Source organism: Streptomyces flavofungini, from assembly GCF_041028215.1.
Taxonomy (GTDB): domain Bacteria; phylum Actinomycetota; class Actinomycetes; order Streptomycetales; family Streptomycetaceae; genus Streptomyces; species Streptomyces flavofungini_B.
The window spans coordinates 1-15,858 of sequence record NZ_JASKYR010000109.1 but is presented as its reverse complement, the minus strand read 5'-3'; the positions used below and the strand labels follow the sequence as shown (position 1 = coordinate 15,858).

The 15,858-nt window shown below is 71.8% G+C and carries 16 protein-coding genes; 4 read left to right on the top strand and 12 right to left on the bottom strand.

The features are described 5' to 3' along the window. The 6 genes from AB8Z36_RS10525 to AB8Z36_RS10500 all read right to left on the bottom strand — a co-directional run. Positions 1-1,090 (bottom strand): ROK family glucokinase (locus AB8Z36_RS10525; RefSeq protein WP_369212964.1); only part of this gene is annotated, 1,090 nt, incomplete at its 3' end. A gap of 560 nt (positions 1,091-1,650) precedes the next feature. After that, a complete protein-coding gene (locus tag AB8Z36_RS10520; protein WP_369212963.1) occupies positions 1,651-2,493 on the bottom strand; it encodes an ATP-binding cassette domain-containing protein in 843 nt (280 codons plus the stop codon). Further along, positions 2,490-3,545 carry an ABC transporter permease gene (locus tag AB8Z36_RS10515; RefSeq protein WP_369212962.1) on the bottom strand — a complete coding sequence of 352 codons (1,056 nt, stop codon included), beginning with the start codon at positions 3,543-3,545 and terminating at the stop codon, positions 2,490-2,492. Before AB8Z36_RS10515 ends, AB8Z36_RS10520 begins: the two co-directional genes overlap by 4 nt. After that, positions 3,542-4,555: a sugar ABC transporter substrate-binding protein gene (locus AB8Z36_RS10510; protein ID WP_369212961.1), complete on the bottom strand. Its 1,014-nt coding sequence runs from the start codon at positions 4,553-4,555 to the stop codon at positions 3,542-3,544. The genes AB8Z36_RS10515 and AB8Z36_RS10510 overlap by 4 nt, the downstream gene beginning before the upstream one ends. Before the next feature lie 95 nt (positions 4,556-4,650). Next, a complete protein-coding gene (locus AB8Z36_RS10505) occupies positions 4,651-5,640 on the bottom strand; it encodes a sugar ABC transporter substrate-binding protein (protein WP_369212960.1) in 990 nt (329 codons plus the stop codon). A 139-nt stretch (positions 5,641-5,779) separates the two neighbouring features. Further along, on the bottom strand, positions 5,780-6,517 hold the full coding sequence (locus AB8Z36_RS10500) for a GntR family transcriptional regulator (protein WP_369212965.1): 738 nt from the start codon (positions 6,515-6,517) through the stop codon (positions 5,780-5,782). Positions 6,518-6,699: 182 nt separating this feature from the next. Here AB8Z36_RS10500 and AB8Z36_RS10495 point away from each other — a divergent pair, with 182 nt between their 5' ends. Beyond that, complete coding sequence (locus tag AB8Z36_RS10495; RefSeq protein ID WP_369212959.1) at positions 6,700-7,704, top strand: Gfo/Idh/MocA family protein; 1,005 nt, start codon at positions 6,700-6,702, stop codon at positions 7,702-7,704. A 57-nt stretch (positions 7,705-7,761) separates the two neighbouring features. Here AB8Z36_RS10495 and AB8Z36_RS10490 read toward each other — a convergent pair whose 3' ends face one another. From AB8Z36_RS10490 to AB8Z36_RS10480, 3 genes are read right to left on the bottom strand one after another with little or no spacing between them, the layout of a single operon-like run. Then, positions 7,762-8,211, bottom strand: coding sequence for a PaaI family thioesterase (locus AB8Z36_RS10490; RefSeq protein WP_369212958.1), 450 nt, complete (start codon positions 8,209-8,211; stop codon positions 7,762-7,764). Positions 8,212-8,251: 40 nt separating this feature from the next. Then, positions 8,252-8,923 carry a response regulator transcription factor gene (locus AB8Z36_RS10485; protein WP_369212957.1) on the bottom strand — a complete coding sequence of 224 codons (672 nt, stop codon included), beginning with the start codon at positions 8,921-8,923 and terminating at the stop codon, positions 8,252-8,254. Further along, a complete protein-coding gene (locus AB8Z36_RS10480; RefSeq protein WP_369212956.1) occupies positions 8,920-10,185 on the bottom strand; it encodes a sensor histidine kinase in 1,266 nt (421 codons plus the stop codon). The genes AB8Z36_RS10485 and AB8Z36_RS10480 overlap by 4 nt, the downstream gene beginning before the upstream one ends. 157 nt (positions 10,186-10,342) lie before the next feature. Here AB8Z36_RS10480 and AB8Z36_RS10475 point away from each other — a divergent pair, with 157 nt between their 5' ends. Beyond that, positions 10,343-10,549, top strand: coding sequence for a hypothetical protein (locus AB8Z36_RS10475; RefSeq protein ID WP_369212955.1), 207 nt, complete (start codon positions 10,343-10,345; stop codon positions 10,547-10,549). A gap of 30 nt (positions 10,550-10,579) precedes the next feature. On the opposite strand, the gene AB8Z36_RS10470 is transcribed toward AB8Z36_RS10475, so the two are convergent. Further along, entirely contained in the window at positions 10,580-10,987 is a 408-nt protein-coding gene (locus tag AB8Z36_RS10470; RefSeq protein WP_369212954.1) for a ribonuclease, read from the bottom strand. Positions 10,988-11,205: 218 nt separating this feature from the next. On the opposite strand from AB8Z36_RS10470, the gene AB8Z36_RS10465 reads away from it, so the two are divergent. Continuing rightward, positions 11,206-11,958, top strand: coding sequence for an SDR family oxidoreductase (locus AB8Z36_RS10465; RefSeq protein ID WP_369212953.1), 753 nt, complete (start codon positions 11,206-11,208; stop codon positions 11,956-11,958). A 70-nt stretch (positions 11,959-12,028) separates the two neighbouring features. Here AB8Z36_RS10465 and alc read toward each other — a convergent pair whose 3' ends face one another. Both alc and allB read right to left on the bottom strand, forming a co-directional pair. Then, a complete protein-coding gene (gene alc, locus AB8Z36_RS10460) occupies positions 12,029-13,144 on the bottom strand; it encodes an allantoicase (RefSeq protein WP_369212952.1) in 1,116 nt (371 codons plus the stop codon). A gap of 3 nt (positions 13,145-13,147) precedes the next feature. Continuing rightward, on the bottom strand, positions 13,148-14,524 hold the full coding sequence (gene allB, locus AB8Z36_RS10455; RefSeq protein WP_369212951.1) for an allantoinase AllB: 1,377 nt from the start codon (positions 14,522-14,524) through the stop codon (positions 13,148-13,150). Positions 14,525-14,920: 396 nt separating this feature from the next. Between allB and AB8Z36_RS10450 the strand changes: the two genes are divergently transcribed. Beyond that, the gene (locus AB8Z36_RS10450) at positions 14,921-15,730 is read left to right on the top strand and encodes an IclR family transcriptional regulator (RefSeq protein WP_369212950.1); all 810 of its coding nucleotides are present in this window, start codon (positions 14,921-14,923) and stop codon (positions 15,728-15,730) included. Positions 15,731-15,858 lie beyond the last annotated feature (128 nt).

The following is a 15,858-nucleotide window of genomic DNA, read 5'->3' as shown; positions in this document are numbered from 1 at the left end:
CCTCGGCGTAGCGCTCGTAGCGTTCGTAGCGCTCGACGCGGCGGCGGTTGGCGCGGCGGAAGCGGCGGGCGACCAGGCGGGCCAGGCCGGCATGGTGGGCGCGGGCGATGCGGGCCTCGGGGCGGTAGCCGCGGCCGGTGAGGTGGCGCCGGAAGGCATCGCGGGCGGGGCCGATGAGGAGGTCGTCGGCGGCGCTCACGCCGCCGCCGATGACGAAGCAGGACGGGTCGAGGGCGGCGGCGAGGTTGGCGATGCCGACGCCGAGCCACTGGCCGATGTCCTGGAGCAGCTCCACGCACATCGCGTCGCCCTCGCGGGCCAGCTCGGTGATGAGGGGGCCGGTGATGTCGGGGACGTTGCCCTTGACGCGCTCGATGATCTCGTACGCGACCGGGGAGTCGGCGGCGGCGAGCTCGCGGGCCTCGCGGACGAGGGCGTTGCCGGAGCTGTACTGCTCCCAGCAGCCGCGGTTGCCGCATGGGCAGCGGTGGCCGCCGGGGACGACCTGCATATGCCCGAATTCGCCCGCGACGCCGAACTTGCCGCGCTTGACCTGGCCGTCCTCCAGGATCGCGCCGCCGATGCCGGTGCCGAGGGTGATCATGACCAGGTGGTCCTCGCCGCGGCCCGCGCCGAAGCGCCACTCCGCCCAGGCGGCGGTGTTCGCGTCGTTGTCCACCATGACGGGGACCGCGAGGCGGCCGGAGATGCGGTCGCGGAGCGGTTCGTTGCGCCAGGAGAGGTGGGGGGCGAACAGGACGCGGTTGCGGTCCGCGTCCACCCAGCCGGCTGCGCCGATGCCGACCGCGTGCACGTCGTGGCGGTCGGAGAGGTCGAGGACCAGCTCGATGATCGTGTCCTCGACGACGCGGGGGCTCTTCGACTTGTCCGGGGTCTCCGTGCGGAGGGTCTCCAGGATGTTGCCGTCGGGGTCGACGACGCCCGCCATCACCTTGGTGCCGCCGATGTCGATGCCGACGGTGTTGACGCGGGGCGCCGTCAGATGGGAGCGGCGTTCACGCGTGCCTACGGTCCGCAGGACGGTGGCTCGTGCGGAGCCGCGGTGCGCTAGGTCGCGGTAGGTGCTCATTGCGGCGATTCTGCCTCACGCTGTCGCTGTGCCGCACCGCGAGGTCCCGGTGGGCGCCCGACCTCCCTCGCCCTCGCCGTACTGGCCGGGGGCCTTCACCGTCCTCGCTGCCTGCGGGTGCCTCGTGGCTTGGCGCGCCGTTCCCCGCGTCTCCGGGCCGGGGGSCYYGCACCATCCTCGCTGCCTGCGGGTGCCTCGTGGCTTGGCGCGCCGTTCCCCGCGCCCCTGGGCCGGGGGGCCTTCACCATCCTCGCTGCCTGCGGGTGCCTCGTGGCTTGGCGCGCCGTTCCCCGCGCCCCTGGGCCGGGGGGCCTTCACCATCCTCGCTGCCTGCGGGTGCCTCGTGGCTTGGCGCGCCGTTCCCCGCGCCCCTGGGCCGGGGGGCCTTCACCATCCTCGCTGCCTGCGGGTGCCTCGTGGCTKRGCGYGCCGTKCCCCGCGYCCCTGRSCGGGGGTGGTGAGACCCCCAGGGGCGCGGGGAACTGCGCGGGCGACCCCCACCGGGGCCGCAGGCCGAAGGGGAGGCGAGGCGGGGCGCAGCGGGGTAGAAGCGTCGAGCCCTACGCTCGGGATTCCAGTTCGTGACGGAGGTCGTCCAGTTCGCTGCCGCCCGCCATCTGGCGGGTCAGCTCGTCCAGGGTGATCTCGTCGCGGGCGTAGCTCCCGGACATCGCGCCCCGCTTCAGGAGGACGAAGCGGTTGCCGACCAGGTACGCGTGGTGCGGGTTGTGGGTGATGAGGACCACCCCGAGGCCCGCGTCCCGCGCCGCGGCCACGTACTTCAGGACCACGCCCGACTGCTTCACGCCCAGCGCCGCGGTCGGCTCGTCCAGGACGAGGACCTTCGCGCCGAAGTAGACCGCGCGGGCGATCGCCACGCACTGCCGCTCACCACCGGAGAGCGTGCCGATCGGCTGGTCCACGTCCCGCAGGTCGATCCCCATGCGCAGCAGCTCCGCGTGGGTCGTCCGGCGCATCAGGTCGACGTCCATGCGCTTGAACGGACCGAAGCCCTTCGTCGGCTCCGAGCCGAGGAAGAAGTTCCGCCAGACCGGCATCAGGGGAACCACCGCGAGGTCCTGGTAGACCGTGGCGATGCCCCGGTCGAGTGCCTCGCGCGGCGAGCCGAGGCCCGCGTCCTCGCCCTCGACGCGGAAGTCACCCGCGTCATGCCGGTGAAGCCCCGCGATGATCTTGATCAGCGTGGACTTGCCCGCGCCGTTGTCGCCGAGCACGCAGGAGATCTCCCCCGCGTGGACCTCCAGGGAGACCCCCTCAAGGGCGCGGATGTTGCCGTAGTACTTGCTGACGTCGGCCAGCTCGACGAGCGGCGTGCGCTCCTCGGCCGGAGAAGTCCGGCCGGTGGCACCGGTCTCGCCGGGCCCGTCCGTCACGTCCGTCATTTCGTCGCCTCCGCCCGCTTGCGGACCCAGTGGTTGAGCAGCGTGGCCAGGAGCAGCATCACGCCGAGGAAGAACTTGAACCAGTCGGAATTCCACTCGGCGAACACGATGCCCTTGCTGACCATGCCGAAGATCAGCGCACCCACCGCCGCGCCGACCGCGGACCCGTACCCGCCGGTGATCAGACACCCGCCGATGACCGCCGCGACGATGTAGATCAGTTCGTTGCCGACACCCTCGCCGGACTGGACGGTGTCGTAGGACAGGAGCAGGTGCTGGCCGGAGATCCAGGCGCCGAAGGCGACGCCCATGTACAGGCCGATCTTGGTCGCCGCCACCGGGACGCCGACCGCGCGGGCCGCGTCCTCGCCGCCGCCGACCGCGAAGATCCAGTTGCCGACCCGGGTGCGGAGCAGGACCCAGGTGGCGACGGCGATCAGCGCCAGCCACCAGACAATGGTGATCTTGTAGTCGACGCCGCCGACGGTGACCGTGGAGGCGAAGACGGACCTGGCGGACTCGAAGCCCTCCATGTCGGCGATCGACTTCGTCGACACCGTGCCGCTGATCAGCTTGGTGAAGCCGAGGTTCATGCCGGTCAGCATCAGGAACGTACCCAGCGTGATGATGAAGCTCGGCGGGTCCGTACGGGTCAGCATCACGCCGTTGAAGACGCCGATGGCGAGGGTGACGAGCAGCGAGACGCCGACGCCCACCCAGACGTTCGCGGTCATCTGGTAGCTGAACATCGACGACACCAGCGCCGAGGTCGTCACCAGGACTCCGGCCGACAGGTCGAACTCGCCGCCGATCATGAGCAGCGCCACCGGCACCGCCATGATGCCGAGTGTGGAGGCCGCGTACAGGACCGTGGCGAGGCTGGTGGCCTGGAGGAAGCTGTCGGCGACGATCGAGAAGAAGATGAAGACGGCGATGGCGCCGACGACCGAGCCCAGCTCGGGGCGGCCCATGAGCTTCTTCAGCGGAGAGGTCTTCAGGAGGCGCTCGTCGCCCTTGGCCTCCGGGGCGGGCGCCGGGGCTGTCGCGGTCATCGGGTCCCTCGCTTCGCGTATTCCTCGAGCTCGCCGGCCTGGTCCTTGGTGACGATCTGCGGACCGGTGAGGACCGGCTTGCCGCCGCCGAGCACGTCGGCGTTGTACTTGTAGAGCCAGAGCAGGTCGACGGCCTGGTAGCCCTGGAGGTAGGGCTGCTGGTCGACGGCGAAGCCCAGGTCGCCGTTCTTGAGACCGGCGGCGACCTTCTCGTTCAGGTCGAAGGTGTCGACCTCCGTCCTGGTGCCCGCGCCCTCCCTGGCCTTGACCGCGGCGTCGGCGAAGGGCGCGCCCAGTGTGACGACCGCGTCGATCGACTTGTCGGTCTGGAGCTTCGCCTCGATGGAGGACTGCACGTCGGGCATGTTGGTGCCGGTCACGTACAGGTTCTGCATCTTGCCGTCGAAGGTCTTCCGCGCGCCGTCGCAGCGCTGCTCATGGCCGACGTTGCCCTGCTCGTGCAGGACGCACAGCGCCTTCTTCCTGCCGCGCTTGTTCAGCTCCTTGCCGACGGCCTCGCCCGCGATCGTCTCGTCCTGGCCGATGTGCGTGAGCGCCCCGAACTCCTTGGACTCGGCGGAGCCGGAGTTCACGGTGATCACCGGGATACCGGCCTTCTCCGCGCGCGCCAGGGCGCCCTTCATCGCGTCCGGCTTGGCCAGCGTGACGATGATCGCGTCGACCTTCTTGTCGATGTAGCTGTCCACGTACTGGGCCTGCTGCTGGGCCTCGTCGTCGTGGGCGTACAGGAACTTGATGTTGTCCTTGCGGGCCGCCTCCTTGGCGCCCTCCTGGACGATGTCCCAGAACGTGTCGCCGTCACCCGAGTGCGTCACCATGCCGAAGGTCCAGCGCGGCGTGGAGACCGCCGCCTTCCCCTGGGCCGTGGCCGCCTTGCGGGCGTCCTCGGCGCGCTTGCCGCCCGTGCTGCTGCATCCCACGAGGGACACTCCGAGCGCCGCCACCAGCACGGCGCCCACCGCGCGTACCCCTGTCTGAACCCTTGCCACGACGCCGTGCCCTTCTTGTTCTGCTCCTCGGTGCGGCCGGTCCTGATCCTCGGCCCCGGCCGCCCAAGTATCGACCACGCGGATCACGCGTGTGTTCATCGGGTACCGCGGGCCGTGTACTTCTCCAGCTTCGGCACGTCCTTCCCGGTGACGATGGCGGGTCCGGTGAGCACGGGCTTGCCGCCGCCGAGGACGTTGGCGTTGGTCTTGTAGAGCCACAGCTCGTCGACCGCGACATAGCCCTGGAGGTAGGGCTGCTGGTCGACGGCGAAGCCGACCTCCTTGGCCTTGAGCCGCTTGACGACCTCGGCGTTCAGGTCGAAGGTGTCGACCTCCGCCTTGCTGCCCGCGTCCTGTGCGGCCTTCACGGACAGCGCGGCGATCGGCGCGCCGAGGGTGACCACGGCGTCGATGTCCTTGGTGGCCTGGAGCTTCGCGCTGATGGAGGACTGGGCGGCGGGCGCGTTGGTGCCCTCCACGTTCAGGTTCTCCACCGATCCCCCGAAGGTCTTCTTCACCCCGGCGCAGCGCTGCTCAAGGGAGACGTTGCCCTGTTCGTGGATGACGCAGAGGACCTTCTTCCTGCCGCGCGTGTCGAGCTCGTCGCCGACGGCCTCGCCCGCCACGGACTCGTCCTGGCCGATGTGGCTCAGGGCGCCGAACCGCGCGGAGAACTCGCCGCCGGAGTTGATCGTGACGACCGGTATCCCGGCGGCCTTCGCCTTGCCGAGGACGGACTTCATCGCCTCGGGCTTGGCCAGGGTCACGATGATCCCGTCGACCTTCTTGTCCACGTACGACTGGACCAGCTCGGCCTGCCCCTTGGCCTCCTTGTCGTTGGCGTAGAGGAGGTCGGCGTTGTCCTTGCGGGCGGCCTGCTTGGCGCCGCTGCGGACGATGTCCCAGAAGGTGTCGCCCTCGCCGGAGTGGGTGATCATGGCGATCTTCAGACGGGGCGAGCTCACGCCCTTGGCGCCGCCCCCGTCGTCCCCGGAGCCGTCCTCGCCGCCCTTGCCGCCGGAGCCGCTGCACCCCGCGAGCGCGAGCACCGCGACGAGGGCCGCGGCCGTACGGGCTGTACGCATGGGACCACCTCTTCTCCCGGCCGCCCGAATGCGGCTGGGGGGAGTTCTAGCGGCGGGCCCACGGCAGCGTCAATGGCTTTGTCAGAACATTCTGACGAGTGTGAGCGGGTGTAGGGCCCCGCGGTGCCCCCGCACGGCGCTACGGCCGTACGAGGAGCTGGAACTCGAAGGAGTACCGCGAGGCCCGGTAGACGTGCGCCCCGAACTCGACCGCGCGCCCGGTGTCGTCGAAGGTCGTGCGCCGCATCGTGAGCAGCGGGGCCCCGACGGGCTCGGCCAGGCGCTCCGCCTCGTCCGCCGCCGCGGCGCGGGCGCCGACGGACTGGCGGGCGCTGTGCAGGGTGAGCCCCGCGGCGCGCATCAGGCGGTAGAGCCCGGTGGCCTCCAGGCGGGCGGATTCGAGGTCGAGGAGCCCGGCGGGGAGGTGGTTGGTCAGGAAGGCCATGGGCTCGCCGTGCGCCAGGCGCAGCCGCTCGACGCGGTGCGCCTCCTCCCCCTCGGCGATGCCGAGCGCGGCGGCGACCTCGGCGGACGCGGGCTCGACGGTGTTGCGCAGGACGCGGGTCTCGGGGCGCTGGCCCGCGGCCTCCAGGTCGTCGTAGAGGCTGCTGAGCTCCAGGGGACGCTTGACCTGGCTGTGCACCACCTGCGTACCGACGCCTCTGCGGCGTACGAGGAGTCCCTTGTCGACGAGGGACTGGATGGCCTGGCGGACGGTGGGCCGGGAGAGGCCGAGGCGTCCGGCGAGCTCGATCTCGTTGCCGAGGAGGCTGCCCGGGGTCAGGGCGCCGCGCTCGATCGCCGCCTCCAGTTGCTGGGCGAGCTGGAAGTAGAGCGGCACCGGGCTGCTGCGGTCGACGCCGAGCCCCAGGTCCAGGGCGGGGTCCTTGGCCCGCCGGTCCTGGCCGCCCTGCCCGTCCTGCTGGCCCTGCGCTGCTTTGGCGAGTGGTTTGGACACGGGGCGAGCGTAGCCCGAAGAGAAGATGACGGGAAGTTATGAGGTTCTGTTGTCCGGACAAATGATTGACACGGAGGGCGAGGCGCGGTGAGGGTGGGTCCATGCGCATCGGACTGATCGGAACCGGCCGTATCGGCACCTTCCACGCGGCGGCGCTGAGCCGCCACCCCGACGTCGGCTCGCTGGTGGTCGCCGACGCCGACCCGGTGCGGGCGGCCGACCTGGCGGCACGGACGGGCGCGGTGTCCGCACCCGAGGTCGAGGACGTGTTCCGCGTCGGCGTGGACGCCGTGGTGATCACCGCGGCGACCGCCGCGCACGCCGGTCTGATCGGCGCCGCCGCACGGGCCGGTCTTCCCGCGTTCTGCGAGAAGCCGATCGCGCTCGACCTGCCGGGCACGCTGGCCGCCCTCGCCGAGGTCGAGGCCGCGGGCACGGTGCTCCAGCTCGGTTTCCAGCGGCGCTTCGACGCGGGGTACGCCGCGGCGCGCGAGGCGGTGCGGGCGGGCACGCTCGGCCGTCTGCACACCGTGCGGGCCATCACCTCCGACCCGGCGCCGCCCCCGCCGGCCTATCTGCCGCTCTCCGGCGGCCTCTACCGCGACTGCCTCGTGCACGACTTCGACATCCTGCGGTGGGTGACCGGCCGCGAGGTCACCGAGGTGTACGCGACGGGATCGGACGCGGGCCCCGCGATGTTCCGCGAGGCGGGTGACGTCGACACGGCGGCGGCCCTGCTCACCCTCGACGACGGCACGCTCGCCACCGCGACGGCGACCCGCTGCAACGGCGCCGGTTACGACGTACGCATGGAACTGGCGGGCGAGAGCGACCAGTTGGCCGTCGGCCTGGACGACCGCACGCCCCTGACCTCGGCGGAACCGGCGGGTCCTGCCGCACCGGTCAAGCCCTGGCCCGGCTTCCTTGAGCGCTTCGCCCCCGCGTACGAGGCGGAGCTCGCCGCGTTCGTCGAGGTCGTACGGGGCGAGCGGCCGAACCCGTGCGACGGCCGCGAGGCGCTGCACGCACTGCGGATCGCCGAGGCGTGCGAACTCTCGCGGCGGGAGCGGCGGCCGGTCCGGATGGAGGAGATCCCCGTCGGCTGATGCACCGGCTGCTGATCCCCGGCCCCCGGAAGGTCAGGCGGTCAGGCGGTCAGGCGGTCAGGCGGTGGAGAGCACCGTCCCCTGCGCGATGGCGCACAGCGTCTCCGCTTCCTCGCCGCCCGCCTCGCCGACCGAGAACAGCTCGCAGCGCACCGTGGCCTGGCGCCGCCCCGTGTGCACCACGACCGCGCGGGCCAGCAGCTTCACACCGGTCGCCGGGCGGACGTACTGGATGGAGAAGCCGGACGTCAGCACGGCGGGGCCGAGTGTGGTGCCCGCGGCGAAGGTGATGGAGTTGTCGGCGGCGTAGGCGAGGACGCCGCCGTGCAGGAAGCCGTTCTGCTGCTGGAGTTCCTCGCGGACGCCGATCTCCAGGGTGGCCGCGCCCTCGCCGAAGCGGGTGATGCGCGCCCGGACGAGGCGGCTGAACGGCTGGGCGTCCAGGACCTTCCTTGCCATGGCGAGGTCGATGGGGTCGGGCGGCGTCTCGTCCGGTGTCTCGGTCATGCACGACTACTACCACCGCGGGTCCGGGCCCGTCCGGCGATCAGACGTCCTGGTCGAGCAGCCCCGCGTCATGCGCCAACAGGGCGATCTGCACCCGGTTGTTGAGGTCCAGCTTGGTCAGGATGCGGGAGACGTGCGCCTTCACGGTGGCCACGCTCAGGAAGAGCTGCGCCGCGATGTCCGCGTTCGAGCCGCCCCGGCCCACCGCCACGGCGACCTCCCGCTCCCGCTCGCCGAGACCGTCGAGCCTGGCCAGCGCGCGCCGTCTGCGGTCGAGCTGCGGATCGGCGCTCGTCACCTGGCTGATGAGCTGCCGCGTCACCGACGGCGAGAGCACCGGCTCGCCCGCGGCGACGGCGCGGACGGCCGCGACGATCTCCGTGGGGGCGGTGTCCTTCAGGACGAAGCCCGCCGCGCCCGCCCGCAGGGCGCGCAGCACCTGCTCGTCGGCGTGGAAGGTGGTCAGGACGATGACCTCGGGCGCGTCCGGTCGCCTGCGCAGCGCCTCCGTGGCGGTGAGGCCGTCCACCACGGGCATGCGGATGTCCATCAGGACGACGTCGGGGCGGAGTTCGCCGATGCGTGCGGCGACCTCGGCGCCGTCCCCCGCCTCCCCGACGATCTCGATGTCCTCCGCGCCGCCGAGCATGAAGGAGAGCCCGGCGCGCACCAGCGGATCGTCGTCGACGAGCAGCAGCCTGATCGGTTTCATGGCGCCCACGGTAGCCAGGCCTCCAGGCGGAACCCGCCGTCGGGTCCGGGGCCGTGGGAGAGCCTGCCGCCCGCCAGCGAGGCCCGTTCGGTGAGGCCGATCAGGCCCTGTCCCGAGCCGGGCACCCTGGGGACGTCGCCGGGCGGCGCCGGGTTGGTCACGCTCATGGTAAGGCCCTCGCCGGGCAGCCCCGCGACGCTGACGGTCACCTCGGCGCCGGGGGCGTGCTTGCGGGCGTTGGTCAGGGCCTCCTGGGCGATGCGGTACGCGGTGCGCCCGAGGGCCGCGGGTACGTCCCCGGGGTCGGTGACACGGCTGTCGAGGACGACCTTCATGCCCGCCTCGCGGCACTCGGCGACCAGCGCGCCGAGCGCGGCGAGCGTGGGCTGGGGCCGCCCGGAGGCGTCCGTGTCGCCGCCGCGCAGGACGCCGATCACCTGCCGCAGGTCCTGGAGGGCCTCGTGGGAGCTCTCCCGGATGACACCGGCCGCGCGGACGATCTCCGCGCGGGGCGCGTCGGGGCGGAATTCCAGGGCGCCCGCGTGCACGCTGAGCAAGGTGAGCCGGTGGGCGAGGACGTCGTGCATCTCGCGGGCGATGGCCTCACGGGCGAGGCGCTGGGCCTGTTCGGCGCGGAGCGCGGCCTCGTTCTCGGCGCGGACGGCCCGGTCCCGCAGGCTGAGCAGCAGCTCGCGGCGTGAGCGCACGAACATGCCCCAGCCGATGACGAGCGCGGTCAGCATCACGCCGAAGGCGATGGTGGCCAGGTAGGACATCGTGGCGTCGGGCCGCAGCCAGTACGTGAGGGGGATGACGGCGAGGGAGACCGCGCCGATCCATGCCACATACCGGAAGGGCCGGTGCACGGCGACGGTGAAGAGGGCGACGACCGCCGCGCCGCCCGCCGTGTCGGAGGCCACCGAGACCGGCACCATGGCGATGGCGAGGCCGACGGGCCAGCGTCTGCGCAGCCAGACGGCGGCGCAGGCGAGCGCGCCGAGCACCTGGTCGAACTCGGCGTAGCCGGGTGAGATGTGCGGGTTCCTGCCGACCGCGTCGGCGCCGACCATGCCGATGAGGACGGCGGCCAGGAAACAGGCGAAGTCGACGATCCAGTCGCGCACGGTCCGCCGCGCCCTGCCTCCGGCACGGCCCGGGTCGAACTCCCTGGCGATCGAGGAAGGCAGCGTCCACGGACTTCTGGCCAGGGGCTGGGGTTCGGCCACGGGCTCGGATCGCCGCGGAGGTTCGGTGCCGCTCATGGTCGGCAAATCTACGCACCGGAGACCGCCCGCGGCGGCCCCCGCGCGTGATCGTCCACCAAAGTCACCCGGCCCGCGACTTTCGGACCGGCGTCCGGGGTGAGACCTCGCCCCGCGGCGGATGTGAGCGAAGAAGCCACGGGGCGAGCATCACAGGATGAAGCGGATTCTTGAGTTCCTTGGTGTTGTCCTGCTGATCCAGGGCGGGGCGGGCCTGGTGCACGAGCTGACCGGCCGGCTCGACGGCTGGGGCCTGATGGCACGCCTGGGGTTCGTGGACGGCCACGAGATCTACGCGAGCGTCGCGCTGATCGTGCTCGGCTGCGCGCTGTTCGCCGTCGCGGAGAGCCGCGCCCCCCGCTGAGCCGGGTCGCGCCGCCCGCTGAACGAGGCTTCAGCAGCCGTGGTCGACCAGGTCGAACGAGGCGTAGTGGTCGGCGGTGTAGTAGTCCTCCTGGCTCTTCTCACCGGTGACGATGCGGCGGGCACCGCGGTCGTCCGAGCCCGGCGTGATCACCGTGTACTCGTGGTAGTAGCCGGAGCTCTGCCGCGGCAGCTCGCCCTCGCGGTTCTGGAAGACGGTGCCGTCCTGCGGGAACGGGTAGGGGCCGCCCGCCTCGATCAGGTCGAGGGTGTCGTGCGCCTGGGAGGGCAGCGCGGAGAGGCAGACCTTGCCGACCGCGGTGACGGAGTGGGTGACCGGGGCGGCGGGCGCCGCGCCCGCGGTGGCCGCGACGGGGCCGCCGATGAGCAGGGCGGCGGCGAGGGCGGATGCGCCGAGGATTCGTGGGGGGATTCGCATGGGCTCAGTGTGACGCGCGTAGAGGTTGGCGTGTCAACGTCAAGTACGCGAAATTCTCCGGTAGTTCACCGATCTTCACCACTTTCCCCACCGGGCCGGTACCGGGCCAGCACCGGGCCAGTTAGGCGTCCGTTTACCGCCAGTCCCACACCCTCGGAACGTCTTTCATTGAACACGCAAGGACCTGAAGAAGCGTAGATAGATGGAAGAGGTTGGACATGTCTACTCTCACCGGCACTCTCACCGGCAGGACCGCCCTGGTCACCGGCGGCAGCCGCGGCATGGGGGCGGCGATCGCGCTGCGCCTCGCCCGGGAGGGCGCGGACGTGGCGATCACTTACGTACAGGGGGAGGCGGCGGCCCGCGAGGTGGTGGCGAAGATCGAGGCCATGGGGCAGCGCGCCTTCGCCATCAAGGCGGACGCGGCGGACGCCGGGGACGCGGCGGGCGCGGTGGACCGCGCGGCCGACGACCTGGGCGGTCTGGACATCCTGGTGAACAACGCGGGGATCGGCGTGCTCGGCCCCCTCGCCGGTCTCTCCCTCGCGGACATCGACCGCGTGCTCGCGGTCAATGTACGGGGGGTCTTCCTGGCCTCGCAGACGGCCGCCGCCCGGCTCCGCGACGGCGGCCGGATCATCACCGTCGGAAGCTGCATGGCCCAGCGCGTCCCGGGCCCCGGCGGCACGCTCTACGCGACCAGCAAGGCCGCGCTGATCGGCCTCAACAAGGCGCTGGCACGGGAGTTGGGCGGACGCCGGATCACCGCGAACCTGATCCAGCCGGGTCCCGTCGACACCGACATGAACCCGGCGGACGGCCCCTTCGCCGAGGGCCAGAGCGCCCTGACGGCCCTCGGCCGCTTCGGCTCCGCCGACGAGGTGGCCTCCCTGGTCGGCTATCTCGCCGGGGACGACGCCGCGTACGTCACCGGCACCGAGCTCTCGGTCGACGGCGGGCACGCCGCCTGACGCGCGCGGGACATGGGTGCGGGGCGCACCGGGGCTGTCCACCCGGTGCGCCCCACGTATGGGGGGCGGATCAGCCGCCCAGCTCCTGGTGACGGGCGGCCAGCCTGGCGGCGCCGTCCTCGGTCAGCGAACCGAACAGGCGCAGCCGGGAGATGCCGCCGTCCGGGAAGATGTCGACGCGCACATGCGTGCCGACGACCGGCGCGTCCAGGACGAAGCGGTGGTTGGTGTCGGGCTGGAGGCGCGTGCGCGGCAGGGCCTCGGCCCACTCCCCCGACTCGCCGTCGCGCACCGAGAGTGCGGCCCAGCCCGCCGAGTTGCCCTTGAGGTAGGCGGTGTCGATCTCGACGACCCGGATCTCGGCCTGCTGGACGAGCCGGTAGCGGATCCAGTCGTTGCCGGTGTCACGGCGGCGGCGGGTCTCCCAGCCGTCGTCCATCTTGCGGGAGCGGCCCGGCTGGATGGTGTTGGTGGCCGGGGAGTAGAAGCGGTCGGAGGCGTCCTCGACCTGGCCGCCGTTCTCCAGGGCGACGACGTCGAACGTGCCGAGCGCGGCGAGCCACGCGGGGTCGGCGACGACCTCGCCGTAGACGCGGAGGCGCGCGATGCCGCCGTCGGGGTGCTGGTTGACGCGCAGGTGCGTGAAGCGCTGCTCGACGTCGACGGCGAAGCCGTTGGCGGCGTGCCCGCCGACCGGCGTACGCGGGACGAGCGTCGTCCACTTCACGTCGTCGGCGCAGAGCTCCTCGGGCGTCGGCGAGCCGTCGACGCTGGTGCCCTCCACGGAGACGGCCTGCGGGTAGTTGCCGCGGAAGTGGGCCGTGTCGATGACGATGCCGCGTACGACACCGGGCGCGCCGAGCCGTACGAGCGCCCAGTCGTGGTCGTCCTCGGCCGGCCACGGGTGCTCGCCCGAGACACCGCGCCTGCGGCGGGTCTCCCAGCCGTCCATGACCTTGCCCTTGTGGCCGAAGTGCTCGGGGTCGAACACCGCGGGGTGGGCGAGGAGCAGGTTCTCGCGCATCGCGAAGAACTCATCGTTGGCGGCGATCACACCGGCGCCGAGCTGCCGGTCGGCGAGGTTGGCGTACTGGGTGAAGGGGAAGTCGGCCGTACGGTAGTCGGCGTAGGGCTCGCCGCCGCCGTAGGGGCTGGCGTCGCCGGTGAACGAAGGTATCGCCGTCACTTGTCAGTTCTTCCTTTCCAGAAGTCGGCCCGCGGGTTCGCTGAACTCGCCGCCGTGCAGGATGCGTTCGCCGCGCAGCCAGGTGGACTTCACGACGCCGCTCAGGGTCTTGCCCGCGTACGCCGTGACTCGGTTCCGGTGCTGGAGCTCCGCGGGGTCCACGGTGAAGGTCTCGTCGGGCGCGAGGACCGCGAAGTCGGCGTCGCGGCCGGCCTCGATGGCGCCCTTCTGGCCGAGTCCGACCAGTTCCGCGGTACGGGTGGACATCCACCGCACCACGTCGTCGAGGGTGTGACCGCGCTTCCTCGCCTCGGTCCAGACGGCGGGCAGGCTGAGCTGGAGACCGGAGATGCCGCCCCAGGCGGTCGCGAAGTCGTCGGTCTTCAGATCGGCCGTGGAGGGCGAGTGGTCGGTGACGACGCAGTCGATCGTCCCCTCGGCCAGCGCGGCCCAGAGCAGGTCCTGGTTGCCCGCCTCACGGATGGGCGGGCAGCACTTGAACTCGCTCGCCCCGTCGGGGACCTCCTCGGCGGTCAGGGTGAGGTAGTGCGGGCAGGTCTCGACGGTCAGCCTGACGCCTTCGCGCCTGGCGGCGGCGATCAGCGGCAGCGCGTCGGAGGAGGACAGGTGCAGCACGTGGACGCGCGCGCCGAGCCGCTTGGCGACGGCGATGAGGCCCTCGATGGCGGTGTCCTCGGAGATCCGGGGCCGGGTCTGAAGGTAGTCCGCGTACTTGGGTCCGCTCTTGTGCGGGGCGGCGTCCAGCTCGTGGGGGTCCTCGGCGTGCACGATGAGGAGGCCGCCGAACCCGGCGATCTCGGCCATGGAGGCGGTGAGCTGGTCCTGGTTCAGCTCGGGGAACTCATCGACGCCGGAGGGCGAGAGGAAGCACTTGAAGCCGTAGACGCCCGCGTCGTGCAGCGGCTTGAGGTCCTGCACGTTGTCGGGCAGGGCGCCGCCCCAGAACCCGACGTCGATGTGGGCCTTGGCGCGGGCGACCTCCTGCTTGGTCCGCAGGTTGTCGACCGTCGTGGTCGGCGGCAGGGAGTTCAGGGGCATGTCGACGAGCGTGGTGATGCCGCCGGCGGCCGCGGCGCGGGTGGCGGTCCAGAAGCCCTCCCACTCCGTGCGGCCCGGGTCGTTCACATGGACGTGCGTGTCGACCAGGCCGGGCAGCAGGACGTCGTCGCCGAAGTCCTCGACGCGCGCGCCGTCCGGTACGGCGGCGTCGTACGCGGCGACGGCCACGATCTTTCCGCCGGACACGGTGACCGAGGCGGCCCGGGTCCCCTCCGGGGTGACGACGCGTGTGGAGCGCAGCACCAGCTCCGCCCCGCCGCCTCCGGCACTCGTGACGACGTCCACGTCTGGCTCGGACACCCGCGTCCCCTCTCTGCTGTCTTTTCTCTGCTGTCTTTACGTTGTGTCTCTTCTGTTCCGCTACACAGACCTTTTGTTTCCGCTTAACGGAATTCAACGTTCTGTTGAAGAAGTTTTCACGCTCGATCTTCCGGCGTCAAGAGTGGGCTTGAGCACGTGGGGCGCCGCCAGACCCGGTCGAGGGTCGCACTAGACGTTTCCACAAGGTGGAATTATGATTCCGCCTATCAGAACGTAGCTACGCACAAGCGCGGCGCCGGTAGTCCCCTGGACAACCCCATGGAGACACGGACAAAGACGACCTGACCGGCGGTGACGCCACGACGCGCCAGAGCCCTGGCGGGGAACCGCCCGGTAGGCTGCTTCCTTGCCCGCCAGCACCGAAAGGAACGCGCCGTGCCGACGTCAAGCGCCAACGACGCCCTTGCTGAAGTCGCCGCCTCAAAGCCTCCCGCCGCGAGCGGTGGCGTCCAGTCCCTCGAGCGCGCCTTCGATCTGCTTGAGCGGATGGCCGACGCCGGGGGCGAGGTCGGTCTCAGCGAGCTCTCCGCGAGCAGCGGGCTTCCGCTGCCGACCATCCACCGCCTCATGCGCACGCTGGTCGCCTGCGGTTACGTACGCCAGCAGGCCAACCGCCGCTACTCCCTCGGCCCGCGCCTGATCCGCCTCGGCGAGTCCGCGTCCCGGCTGCTCGGCACCTGGGCCCGGCCCTACCTCGCCCGGCTGGTCGAGGAGACCGGCGAGACGGCGAACATGGCGCTGCTCGACGGCGACGAGATCGTGTACGTGGCGCAGGTGCCGTCCAAGCACTCCATGCGGATGTTCACCGAGGTCGGGCGGCGGGTCCTGCCGCACTCCACGGGCGTCGGCAAGGCGCTCCTCGCCCACACGCCTCCCGAGGAGGTACGGGCGCTGCTCGCGCGCACCGGGATGCCCGCGGCCACGGAGAAGACGATCACTACGCCGCAGGGGTTCCTCGACGCGCTCGAAGAGGTCCGGCGGGCCGGGTACGCGGTCGACGACAACGAGCAGGAGATCGGTGTGCGGTGCCTCGCGGTGCCGGTCCCGAACTCGCCGACGGCGGCGGCCATTTCGATCTCGGGGCCCGCGGGGCGGGTCACGGAGGCGGCCACGGACAAGATCGTGCCGGTGTTGCAGCAGGTGGCTGTTGAGCTTTCGGCGGTCCTCACGACTACTGGCTCCTGAGCCTCGACCGTCCATACCGTCCCGCTGCTCTGCGGCGGGTGGCCCCTGTCCCCCCCCCCGGGGCTCCGCCCCCGGCGGCGGGCCCCGAGCCCGGCCATCACGGGCCCGCCGCAGGGGGCGGAGCCCCG

Coding starts and splice junctions, on each gene's coding strand:
- AB8Z36_RS10520 (WP_369212963.1), bottom strand. CDS start 2,493: ATGACGGACGTGACGGACGGGCCCGGCGAGACCGGTGCCACCGGCCGG.
- AB8Z36_RS10515 (WP_369212962.1), bottom strand. CDS start 3,545: ATGACCGCGACAGCCCCGGCGCCCGCCCCGGAGGCCAAGGGCGACGAG.
- AB8Z36_RS10505 (WP_369212960.1), bottom strand. CDS start 5,640: ATGCGTACAGCCCGTACGGCCGCGGCCCTCGTCGCGGTGCTCGCGCTC.
- AB8Z36_RS10495 (WP_369212959.1), top strand. CDS start 6,700: ATGCGCATCGGACTGATCGGAACCGGCCGTATCGGCACCTTCCACGCG.
- AB8Z36_RS10490 (WP_369212958.1), bottom strand. CDS start 8,211: ATGACCGAGACACCGGACGAGACGCCGCCCGACCCCATCGACCTCGCC.
- AB8Z36_RS10485 (WP_369212957.1), bottom strand. CDS start 8,923: ATGAAACCGATCAGGCTGCTGCTCGTCGACGACGATCCGCTGGTGCGC.
- AB8Z36_RS10480 (WP_369212956.1), bottom strand. CDS start 10,185: ATGAGCGGCACCGAACCTCCGCGGCGATCCGAGCCCGTGGCCGAACCC.
- AB8Z36_RS10475 (WP_369212955.1), top strand. CDS start 10,343: ATGAAGCGGATTCTTGAGTTCCTTGGTGTTGTCCTGCTGATCCAGGGC.
- AB8Z36_RS10470 (WP_369212954.1), bottom strand. CDS start 10,987: ATGCGAATCCCCCCACGAATCCTCGGCGCATCCGCCCTCGCCGCCGCC.
- AB8Z36_RS10465 (WP_369212953.1), top strand. CDS start 11,206: ATGTCTACTCTCACCGGCACTCTCACCGGCAGGACCGCCCTGGTCACC.